At 69.0% G+C, this 10257-nt stretch carries 11 protein-coding genes; 5 read left to right on the forward strand and 6 right to left on the reverse strand.

The features are described from left to right. Positions 1–90: hypothetical protein (locus A5695_RS29920; RefSeq protein WP_231974959.1), on the forward strand; the 90-nt coding region annotated here is incomplete at its 5' end. 94 nt (positions 91–184) lie between these two features. Here A5695_RS29920 and A5695_RS23915 read toward each other — a convergent pair. Genes A5695_RS23915 through A5695_RS23930 form a run of 4 tightly spaced genes read right to left on the reverse strand, consistent with a single transcriptional unit; the run spans position 185 to position 4198 of the window. Beyond that, the gene (locus A5695_RS23915) at positions 185–1066 is read right to left on the reverse strand and encodes an alpha/beta fold hydrolase (protein ID WP_068088299.1); all 882 of its coding nucleotides are present in this window, start codon (positions 1064–1066) and stop codon (positions 185–187) included. A gap of 5 nt (positions 1067–1071) precedes the next feature. Further along, complete coding sequence (locus tag A5695_RS23920; protein ID WP_231974958.1) at positions 1072–1887, reverse strand: class I SAM-dependent methyltransferase; 816 nt, start codon at positions 1885–1887, stop codon at positions 1072–1074. Next, entirely contained in the window at positions 1872–2684 is an 813-nt protein-coding gene (locus A5695_RS23925) for a class I SAM-dependent methyltransferase (protein WP_068088281.1), read from the reverse strand. Before A5695_RS23925 ends, A5695_RS23920 begins: the two co-directional genes overlap by 16 nt. Then, positions 2681–4198 carry an MFS transporter gene (locus tag A5695_RS23930; RefSeq protein WP_068088285.1) on the reverse strand — a complete coding sequence of 506 codons (1518 nt, stop codon included), beginning with the start codon at positions 4196–4198 and terminating at the stop codon, positions 2681–2683. Before A5695_RS23930 ends, A5695_RS23925 begins: the two co-directional genes overlap by 4 nt. Positions 4199–4278: 80 nt before the next feature. On the opposite strand from A5695_RS23930, the gene A5695_RS23935 reads away from it, so the two are divergent. Continuing rightward, positions 4279–4920 carry a helix-turn-helix domain-containing protein gene (locus A5695_RS23935; protein ID WP_068088302.1) on the forward strand — a complete coding sequence of 214 codons (642 nt, stop codon included), beginning with the start codon at positions 4279–4281 and terminating at the stop codon, positions 4918–4920. Between the two features lie 3 nt (positions 4921–4923). Here A5695_RS23935 and A5695_RS23940 read toward each other — a convergent pair whose 3' ends face one another. Then, positions 4924–5574, reverse strand: coding sequence for a TetR/AcrR family transcriptional regulator (locus A5695_RS23940; RefSeq protein WP_068088288.1), 651 nt, complete (start codon positions 5572–5574; stop codon positions 4924–4926). A 60-nt stretch (positions 5575–5634) separates the two neighbouring features. Between A5695_RS23940 and A5695_RS23945 the strand changes: the two genes are divergently transcribed. Next, positions 5635–6831 (forward strand): acyl-CoA dehydrogenase family protein, encoded by a 1197-nt coding sequence (locus tag A5695_RS23945; RefSeq protein WP_068088305.1) that lies wholly within the window; start codon positions 5635–5637, stop codon positions 6829–6831. A 24-nt stretch (positions 6832–6855) separates the two neighbouring features. Next, positions 6856–8415, forward strand: coding sequence for a glutamine-hydrolyzing GMP synthase (gene guaA / locus A5695_RS23950; RefSeq protein WP_068088291.1), 1560 nt, complete (start codon positions 6856–6858; stop codon positions 8413–8415). 9 nt (positions 8416–8424) lie between these two features. On the opposite strand, the gene A5695_RS23955 is transcribed toward guaA, so the two are convergent. Next, positions 8425–9285 (reverse strand): serine/threonine-protein kinase, encoded by an 861-nt coding sequence (locus tag A5695_RS23955; protein ID WP_197515603.1) that lies wholly within the window; start codon positions 9283–9285, stop codon positions 8425–8427. Between the two features lie 322 nt (positions 9286–9607). On the opposite strand from A5695_RS23955, the gene A5695_RS23960 reads away from it, so the two are divergent. Continuing rightward, a partial coding sequence (locus tag A5695_RS23960; RefSeq protein ID WP_068088296.1) for a hypothetical protein occupies positions 9608–10257 on the forward strand: 650 nt, incomplete at its 3' end.

Below are 10257 nucleotides of genomic sequence, written 5' to 3' on the forward strand. Positions count from 1 at the left end.
GTCCCACCATGGCCCGGGCCCCTCGGCGAACGCGCCGACTGGTGGTGGTACGACCCCTTCCAACCCCAACCACCACCTAACACCAACTAGGTTGGGGCGTAAAGGTTTTCGTTCGCCGGAGCCGCTGACATCGCGCCTTGGGTTTGCGGCGACAACCAAACCCAAGTTGGGCTGCGTGACCAGCTCATGGCCGCCGGGCGTGCCGGATGATGCGCACCACCTCGGCGGGGCGTTCGAGGGCCGAGAAGTGACCCGCGTCGCTCACCGTGACGGGCCGGGCGCCCGGCAGGCGGGCTACGTGGTCGCGCTCCGCGGGCCGCGACCAATCATGCTCGCCGTAGACCAGCGTGACCGGCGTCTTCACCTGCGGGTAGCGGGTTTTCGCGTCGATGAGGCCGGGGAGGACGCGCATGATGGCCCGATTCACTCTGGGGTAGCCGCGACGGCGGCCGCTGCGACGGAGTTCGACGAGGAGGTCGCTTGGCAACGCGCCGCCGTCGGCCAAACCGCCCCGCAGTACGCCGCGCAGGATAAGGCGATTCTCGAGCGCGGCGAAGAGCGGTCCGGATCCGGGCAGCCGGACGCCCGTCCCGATCACACGGGCAAACCAGTTGCCGCGCTCGAGGCCGCCCGGGTAGTCGTAGGGGTTGAAGGCGATCACGCCGCTCACCCGGTCCGTCAGTTCGATCGAGGACAGCAGCGCCAGAGCGCCGCCCATTGACTCGCCCGCCAGCGTGACGTTGCGAAGGTCCAGAGTCCTGACGAATTCGACGACGGCGCCGCGTAATTCGGGTTTTCCGTACCGGGCGCTCGGCACGACGTCGGACCAGCCCATGCCGGGCAGGTCCAGCGCGTACACGGTGAAGTCATCCCACAGTGCCGGCACCACCCGCTGGAAGTAGTCCAGCTGCGTGCGGACGGTGTGCAGCAGCACGAGCGGTGGGCCGGTTCCCGCCGTGAAGTAGCGCAATCGGGAGCCGTCCGACCGCCGCAGGAACCTGACTTCGCCGCGGCCCCAGCTCCACGCCAGCGTGTAGCGTTTGTGCGGAATATCATTGAGCGCCATGGTTTTCACCGTTCGCACACCGCCTGGATGGCGCGCAGGCGCCCGTCGGCCAGGGCCCGGGTCAGGTTTTCGGCCTTGCGGTCGAAGTCGGTGACAAAGGCGTGCAGGCCCAGCGGGCCGGCGGGCTGGGTCAGGATGGCCTGCATGACCGCGGCGGCCGGGTCGGTGAGGTCGTTCCAGCGGTCGACGGCGAAACCGGCGGATTCGACAGCGGCGCACAGTTCGTCGGGAGTAACCAGGTGGCTGTTCTCGGGTCGGTCCGCCCACGGCAGCGGATAGTCGAGCTTGCGGCCGTCTCCAACCGTGATGTCCCACAGGGCAAGCCGCCCGCCGTCCCTGAGCACGCGGCGCGCCTCGGCGTACAGGCGCGCCTTTGCGGCGATGTTCATCTGGACGTGCTGGCTGATGGCGACGTCGAAAATGGCGTCGGGAAAGGGCAGTTCGGTGACGTCTGCCCGGTGCACCGATATCAGGGCGTCGAGGCCGACCAGGCGGTTGAGCCAGCGGTTCGTTTCGCAGTATTCGTCGGTGAGGTCGACGGCCGTGACCTCGCAGCCGTAACGGTCGGCGACGTAGCGGGCGGTGCCGCCTACCCCGCTGCCGGCGTCGAGCACTCTGCTTTCATGGGCGACCCCGACGAGGTTTACCAGCTGTGCGGTGGCGATGCGGCCCATGGTGTGGAAGTCCTCCAGCATCGCCAGGCCGGCGGGCGCGAGGTGGTCGAGGTCCATCCCGGCGGAGCGCAGTGCACGCTCGATGTTGTCGCGCGACAGGCCGGTCGAATACTGCTGCTCGATCATGTCGGTCATTTCCGCACCCATGCCGTGATGATGGGCGGCATCGTGATGAGGGCATCGGCCGCGAGCGCCTGGTCGCGGAAGCGCGGCACGAAGTTATCGACGTCGGCGACCTCGTCAATGGCGAACCCACCCTGTTGGGCGATGGGGGAGACCAGCCGCCAGACTTCCGCGCCGTACGCCAGGATGTCGGCGTCGGCGGCCGTGCCGATCGGGGCGCCGACGGTCAGCCGCGGTGAGCCCAGTCCGGCGTCGGCGAAGATCGTGTGCAGCGTGGTGCCGAACCGCGCGGACAGGCCCATGGCCTCGAAGGCCCGCACGATGCCCGATATCACCTGACTGAACAGCGGAATCTCCGGTACGCTGCGCGCGGCTGCAATGTCGTTCTCGGAGAACGCGATCACGCCGCCGGGCCGCACGAACGAGCTGAGCCGGCGCAGCGCGGCCGCCGGATCGGGCAGGTGCATGAGGATCAACCGGCCGACGACCGCGTCGACGGGCTCGTCCAGCTCGATCGCGTCGATTGCCGAGTGGACGAAACGTACTGTGGACACACCCTGTTCGGCGGCGCGGGCGCGGGCGAGCTCGACCATCCCAGGCGCGACGTCCGCCCCGAGGACGCTGCCGGCCGGGCCGACCAGCCGGGCGGCGACGAACGAGACGTCACCGGGTCCGCTGCCGATATCGAGCACCCGCATGCCGGGGCGCAGGCCGGCGAGCCGCAATGCGTGCTCGGTGTGGTCGTTGTAAAGCCGGCTCTGCAGAATGAGCCGCCGCACCTCCGCGTCGGCGTGGCCGAGGACATACGTGCTGCCGTTCATGGCATCTCCCTCTCGGTTTGACGCGCCGGCAGGAGCCAGGCCACGACGATCGCGGCGCCCAGCGCGATGCCGGCGCATGCCAGCGAGCTCACCCGCAGACCGTCGAGGAATGCGCGATCGACGACGGCACGGACCGGGCCCGCCTGTTGGATAGGCAGCCGCCCGATCACGCTGTGCGCCACCGCCATCGAGCGCCGCATCGCCTCGACCGGCAATCCGGTCAACGCGGCCGCCTCAAGATGTCCGGAGTACACCGACGCGAAGATGCTGCCGGCGATGGCCACCCCGAGCGTGCCGCCGAGTTCGCGCGTCGTGTCGTTGACCGCCGAACCGACGCCGGCCTTGTCGACCGACAGCGAGCCCATGATCGCCTCGGTGGCCGGGGAAACGGTCAGGCCGAGGCCGCCGCCGAGCAACAGCATCTGCATGGCGATCTGGTCATAGGGTGTGGCGGCGTCCGCCGTGGACGCCCAGGCCAGTCCGGCGGCGAACACGGTCAGACCGGACGCGACGACGGCCGTGGTGCCGATTCGTTCCACCAGCCGGGGCGCGCCGACGCTGGCCAGCGCGATCGAGGCGGCGACCGGAAGCAGGCGCACCCCGCTCTGAAAGGCGGTGTAGTCCTTGATGAATTGGAAGTACTGGGTGATGACGAAGATGAACCCGAACAACGTCAGGAAGCCGGCGGTCACCGCCAGGCTGCCGCCGGAGAACCGGCGGTTGACGAACACCGAGACGTCAAGCATCGGATGGGTGGTGCGCCGCTCCCACAGCGCGAACGCGGCGAGCAGCGTTGCCGCAAAGGCGAATCCGGCCGCGGTGCGGCCGTTGGTCCATCCCCAGGTGGGCGCCTGGATGACCGTGTAGACCAGGGTTGTGATCCCAGCGGCGGACAGGACCAGCCCGGGGACGTCGATGCGCGGGGCGGCCGGGTCGCGCGAGGTCGGCACGAACAGGATTCCGCCAACGATGGCCACGGCGGCGATCGGGATGTTCACCATGAAGATCGAGCCCCACCAGAAGTGTTCGAGCAGCCAGCCCCCGCTGATCGGTCCCACGGCCACCCCCACGCCCACCATCGCCGCCCACAGCCCGATCGCCTTGGCGCGCGCCGTGGCGTCGGTGAAGATGTTGGTGATCAGCCCCAGCGTGGTCGGAAAGATCACCGCCGCACCCACGCCCATGGCGGCGCGGGCCGCGATCAGGGCGCCGGCCGAATCCGCCTGTGCCGCAACCGCGGAGGTGAGCGCAAACAGCGCGAGTCCGGAGTTGAGCCACCCGCGCCGGCCGTACCGGTCGGACAGGCTGCCCGCCGAGAGCAGCAGGCCGGACATCACCAGCGTGTAGGCGTCGACGATCCACTGCAGCTGGGCCGTGTCGGCGCCGAGTTCGCGCGACAACGTGGGTATCGCGACGTTGACAATGGTGGCGTCGACGCTGATCACGAAGACGCCGAGGCAGATGACGGCGAGCGCGGCGATCGGGTGGTTCCTGACACGGGTTGCGAGGCGCATAGACGTGACCATAAAGTCGCTAGACAATAAAATCAAGTATTAAATTGAAAAAGGCGTCTAACAGTGACTAGGCTGGCGTGGTGGCGACCCGCAGGACCTACAACCAGAACTGCCCGATTGCACTCGGGCTCGACGTGCTGGGCGAGCGGTGGACGCTGCTGATCCTGCGCGAGCTGGTCGGTGGAGCGCGCCGCTACAGTGACTTGCGCGCCGAATTGCCCGGTATCGCAACGAATTTGTTGGCCGAGCGGCTCAAGGAACTGCAGGACGCCGGGCTCGTCGATCGCTCCGATCTACCCGCCCCGATCGGGCGGACCGTCTACACCCTCAGTGACATGGGCTGGCAGCGGGTGTTGCCCGTGTTGCGGAGCGTCGCGTGGTTCGGACTGGATCGTCTGGGCCCGGTCGAGGGCGAGCCGGCATCGCCGCTCAACGGATTTCTGGCCGGGATCCTGCTCGGCTTCGACTCGGGTAGGGCCGCGGGTTTGGAGGCCACCTGCCGGGTCGAGATCGATGGCCGGCGCTTCGACTTCGCGGTGACGCAAGGGCGCCTGGCGGGGGCCCGCGGCGAACCGTCGGTGACGATCACCGCCGGCGCGGCGGACCTGGTGACCGCCCGCCTCGGCGCGAGCGAAGCCAAGCGCAAGGCGGCGTTGCGGCGCATCGCCTTCGAAGGCGACCCGCAGACCGTCAGCGCGGTGCGTCAGGTATTCGCGTTGTAGGGCTCACTCTTCGAGCAGGGCGTCGATCCATGCCCGCGCGATGAATTTGCCGTACCGGGCGGCCGACCAACCGCGTTCCAGGACGAGCAGCTCGTAAAGCTCCGGTGCGTGATATGTCCACAGGACGTCGCGCGCTTGATTGGCGCTGACGCGCAGCTGTCCCGTCTGCGCCAGAGCGGAAGCGAACATCGTCATGGCGTCCAGCGTTTCCTGCCGGATCTGCTTCCAGACGTCCGCGGCGTCCGGTGACACCGCGGCGCCATCGCGCGCCAGGAGCTGGATCGGCGCGCTGCGCGGCATGGTGGCGGCCAGGTGCTTGGCGTAGATCTCCAGCTTGCGGGCGGCATCGGGGGCGTCGCGGACCTTCTGGATCGCGTCGCGCTCGACCATCGGGATCGGCTCGTCGTCGCCGGCGACCGACACATCGAAGAGCGCTTTCAGCACGCCGGCCTTGGTAGCGAACGTCTTGTACACCGTTTCGACGGACACGGCGGCGTCGCGCGCGATCTCGGCGAGCGTCGTCGCCGCGTATCCCTGCGCCAGGAAGCGCCGACGGGCGGCCACCAGCACCGCGCGCCGGTTGTGCTGCGCCTGCTGTCTGCGACGCGTCGAGTCGTATCGGCGAGGCGGGGGCTGGCCCTTGACAGATTCCATAATTAAGTACATGCTCCTGTATCTATTACAGCTCACTGTATCAAAAGTGTGGAGCTCGACATGACAATTGCAACAGGCCACGCCGTCGGTCTTTCGGACGGCGCTCATCCAGCCGAGGTCGCCCGCGCGCTGGCGCCCGAAATCACGCGGCGCGCCGCCGAGGCCGAGGCGCTGGGCACGTTGCCGATCGACCTGGTCGAGCGGCTGCGTGCCGCCGGTGTCTTCCGTGCCGTGCAACCGCGCTCGCTCGGCGGATTCGAAGTGGCCCCAGTCGAGTTCATCGAGATGATCGAGGAGTTCGCGCGTGCCGACGGCTCGGCCGGTTGGGTCGCGGCCATCGGTGCCGGCGCGCCCGCGTTCACTGCCTGGCTCGAACCCGCCGCCGCCACAGCGCTGTTCGGCCCGGACGCCGACTTCCTCGCGGCGACGGTGTTCGCCCCCACCGGGCGCGCCGCCCCCGATGGCGACGGAAGGTTCGGCGTCGACGGCCGGTGGCCGTTCGCCAGCGGTTGCCGCCACGCCGAATGGATGCTGGCCGGGATGTTCGTCTTCGACGGCGACGCCCCGCGCATGATCTCCGATCGCGGGCCGGACTGGCGCCTGGGGTTCTTCCCGCGCGCGGACGCCGAAATCGTCGACGACTGGGACGTCCTGGGCTTGCGCGCCACCGGCAGCAACGACGTGGTCGCGCGCGGCATTCACATCGCCGAAGAACACACCATCAGCCCGTTCTTCGAGGCGGCCCGCCAGGACGGACCGTTGTGGAGGCTGGCGTTCTTCACACTCGTCGGTGTCGGGCTCGTCGGCGTCCCACTGGGCATTGCGCGACGCGCGCTCGACGAATTCGCCGACCTTGCGCCGACGAAGACGCGTGCCGGCACGTTTGAGCCCCTCGCCGCGGACCCCGCTGCGCAAGTCGAGTTCGCCAGTGCCGACGCGGGTTTGCGGGCCGCCCGCGCATTCGTCCTGGACGAGGCCGGCGCCCTGTGGGATACCGCGCGCGCCGGCGATTCACCGTCGCTTCAGCAGCGCGCCGGCTTCCAACTCGCCGCCCAACAGGCGATGCGTGCGGCGCGGCGGGCGGTCGATACGGCGTTCGGCCTGACCGGGGCGGGCGCGGTGCACGCGGGCCACCCCCTGCAACGCTGCTTCCGCGATCTGCACACCGCGCACCAGCACGTGTACTTCAGCCCGGCGGCCCTGAAGCGCTACGCCGGCATGCGATTCGGCGTTGTGCAACCGACCCACCTGATGTGATGGCGCAGCCACTAAGCTGGCTGCGTGGAAACCCCCTCGCCGCACCCCGTGTTGGTCATCGATTTCGGCGCTCAGTATGCGCAGCTGATCGCCCGGCGCGTCCGGGAGGCGCGGGTCTTCTCCGAGGTCATCCCGCATACCGCCTCGATCGACGAGATCAAGGCCCGGCAGCCGTCGGCGCTGGTGCTCTCGGGGGGGCCGTCCAGCGTCTACGAAGAGGGTGCCCCGCAGCTCGATCCGGCGGTGTTCGACCTCGGTGTGCCGGTGTTCGGCATCTGCTACGGATTCCAGGCCATGGCGCAGGCGCTGGGCGGGACGGTCGCCCACACCGGCACCAGCGAGTACGGCCGTACCGAGCTGAAAGTGGTTGGCGGCGAACTGCATTCGGGGCTGCCCAGCGTCCAGCCGGTGTGGATGAGTCACGGTGACGCGGTCACGGCCGCGCCGGAGGGGTTCGACGTGGTGGCCAGCAGCGCGGGCGCGACGGTGGCCGCCTTCGAAAACCGGAGCCGCCGCCTGGCCGGGGTGCAGTATCACCCCGAGGTCATGCACACCCCACACGGGCAGCAGGTGCTCAGCCGGTTCCTGCACGACTTCGCCGGGCTGGGCGCCCAGTGGACGCCCGCCAACATCGCCAGCGCGCTGGTCGAGCAGGTTCGCGAACAGATCGGCGGCGGGCACGCGATCTGCGGGCTGTCCGGCGGCGTGGACTCGGCGGTGGCCGCCGCACTGGTGCAGCGCGCCATCGGCGACCGGTTGACCTGCGTCTTCGTCGACCACGGGCTCCTTCGCGCCGGCGAACGCGCGCAGGTGCAGCGCGACTTCGTGGCCGCCACCGGGGCCAACCTGGTCACCGTCGACGCCGCGGACACCTTCCTGCGGGCGCTGTCGGGGGTGACCAACCCCGAGGGCAAGCGCAAGATCATCGGCCGCCAGTTCATCCGTGCGTTCGAGGGCGCGGTGCGGGACATCCTGAGCGACACCGGATCTGAGGTCGAGTTCCTCGTCCAGGGCACGCTGTATCCGGACGTGGTGGAATCCGGTGGGGGCAGCGGGACCGCCAACATCAAGAGCCACCACAACGTCGGCGGCCTGCCCGACGACCTGAAGTTCCGGCTCGTCGAGCCGTTGCGGCTGCTGTTCAAGGATGAGGTGCGCGCCGTCGGGCGCGAGCTGGGCCTGCCGGAGGAAATCGTTGCGCGCCAACCCTTTCCGGGGCCAGGTCTGGGCATCCGGATCGTCGGCGAGGTCACCGCGGCGCGGTTGGAGACCCTGCGGCGCGCCGACTCGATCGCGCGCGAGGAACTGACCGCTGCCGGCCTGGACAACCTGATCTGGCAGTGCCCGGTGGTGCTGCTGGCCGATGTCCGCTCGGTCGGTGTGCAGGGCGATGGCCGCACCTACGGGCATCCCATCGTGTTGCGGCCGGTGTCCAGCGAGGACGCCATGACCGCCGACTGGACCAGGGTGCCCTACGAGGTGCTGGAGCGCATCTCGACGCGGATCACCAACGAGGTCCGCGAGGTCAACCGCGTGGTGCTCGACATCACCAGCAAACCCCCCGGCACCATAGAGTGGGAGTAGGGCTGCGGATCACCGCGCTTTGTGTTTGTTTTTCCTGACCGGGTCCGCCGGCCATTGCAGCGCGGCGCTGGCGGCCTCGGTCAGCGCTTTACCGCTGGCATAGCGGTACTTCGGCTTCTTCACCATGCCGCGGGCGATGACCCCGTCGAACGCGGGTGGCACGGCGGGGTTCGCGTAGCTGGGTTCGGGCGGATCCTTGGTCAGATGCCCGATGACCTGCTGGCTGGCGTCGCCGGAGGGAAAAGGCGGCGCACCGGTCAGGCACTCGTATAGGACGCACGCCAGCGAATAGGTGGCGGCGCGGATGTGGTCATCGACCGTGCCCGTCAAGGCCTCGGGGGCGGCGGATCCTTCGGTGAGATGGAACGTGTGGTCAGGTTGACCCGTATGGTCCAGCGGTGGCGCGTACGGGCGACAAAGCAAGTAGGCGAAGCCATCTCGGTCGATGAGGATGTTCTCCGTCGCGATCTCCCGGCTCACCAGGCCCGCAGCGTGCGCGGTGTCGACGGCCGCGGCGACCTGGCCGAGCACGGCCACCGCGCGCGCCGGGGTGAGCGGTCCCTGCTGGGCCAACAGCGCGCGCAGATCGATGCCCTCGATGAGGGGCATCTGCAGGTATAGGCGCCCGTCGATCTCGCCGACGTCGTCGATCAACACCCAATGCGGCGCTGCCGCGTTCGTCAGCGCCCGCGTCGCCACGCCCGCCTCGCGTTGCATGCGCGTGGGGGTCGGGGGGACCGAATCCCGTCGCGGGAAGATCTTCAGTGCCACCCGCTGACGAGTGTTGTCTAGCTCCGCCTCGTAGACCTCGCATCGCCCTTGGGCGAGCAGTCGCAGCAATCGATACTTACCGAATTGCTCTGCTGCCATGGCTTGGTCCGGTCCTTGGGTTGGGCGCGTGGGATCGTTCCACCGATCGAACATTAGTCGAGTAGGCGTGGTCGGCGAATGCCTGTTTTCGCCGAAATTGCCGCCAGGGTCGTACTCGGGTTCAGAAGAACAGCCGTGGTGGCAATCTCGGCGTCCAGGGCTGCGCCGAAGCGAAATCCGTGTCACATCTCGACCACATGTCACACCAGTACCGAGCGCATAAAGCCGCCTCTTGTGTTGCTTGACGGTTGTCAGAGGGCGGGTGTTTACTGCGGAAGAGATCGAACATACTTTCGAAAATCAGGGGATCGGGAGGCTTGTCATGACCGCGGCTTTTGCCTCCGATCCGCGCTATGAAACCAGGTCTGAGCAGCTGGAATCGCTTCGGCGGCGGATCGCTGAGATGTCCGGTCGCACCATGATGTCCGGGGCCCGCACCGCAGCCCGCGCCGTGGCTCCGACGGACGACCTGCTGCCGGCGTCCGAGTCCCACCTGAACCTCCCGCAGTGGTTGGCGGACGCGCTACAGGTCCCGCTGCCGCGCGGAACGGTGGCGGTCCTCTCGGGCGCCCGGTCGCTGCTGCTGGCCATGGTGGCCGCGGTGACGGCGTCGGGCGGCAACGTGGCAATCGTCGGCCAGCCGGACATCGGGCTGCTGGCCGCCGCCGAGATGGGGGCGGATCTGAGCCGGGTCGCGGTGATACCGGATCCCGGCACCGACCCGGTGGAGGTGGCCGCGGTGCTCGTCGACGGCATGGATCTGGTGGTCCTCGGCCTGGGCGGGCGCCGGGTGCCGCAGACCCGGGCGCGCGCGGTGGTGGCGCGGGCCCGCAACAAGGGGTGCACCGTGCTGGTCACCGACGGCGACTGGCAGGGGGCGCCCACCCGGCTGGAGGCCCGGGTCTGCGGCTACGAGCTCACCCCGGGAGGCCGCCCTGGGTTCGGCCGGATCAGCCGGGTGCGGTTGCAGGT

It is taken from the genome of Mycobacterium sp. E1747, from assembly GCF_001667775.1.
GTDB lineage: Bacteria > Actinomycetota > Actinomycetes > Mycobacteriales > Mycobacteriaceae > Mycobacterium.

Coding starts and splice junctions, on each gene's coding strand:
- A5695_RS23915 (WP_068088299.1), bottom strand. CDS start 1,066: ATGGCGCTCAATGATATTCCGCACAAACGCTACACGCTGGCGTGGAGC.
- A5695_RS23920 (WP_231974958.1), bottom strand. CDS start 1,887: ATGGGTGCGGAAATGACCGACATGATCGAGCAGCAGTATTCGACCGGC.
- A5695_RS23925 (WP_068088281.1), bottom strand. CDS start 2,684: ATGAACGGCAGCACGTATGTCCTCGGCCACGCCGACGCGGAGGTGCGG.
- A5695_RS23930 (WP_068088285.1), bottom strand. CDS start 4,198: ATGCGCCTCGCAACCCGTGTCAGGAACCACCCGATCGCCGCGCTCGCC.
- A5695_RS23940 (WP_068088288.1), bottom strand. CDS start 5,574: ATGGAATCTGTCAAGGGCCAGCCCCCGCCTCGCCGATACGACTCGACG.
- A5695_RS23945 (WP_068088305.1), top strand. CDS start 5,635: ATGACAATTGCAACAGGCCACGCCGTCGGTCTTTCGGACGGCGCTCAT.
- A5695_RS23955 (WP_197515603.1), bottom strand. CDS start 9,285: ATGGCAGCAGAGCAATTCGGTAAGTATCGATTGCTGCGACTGCTCGCC.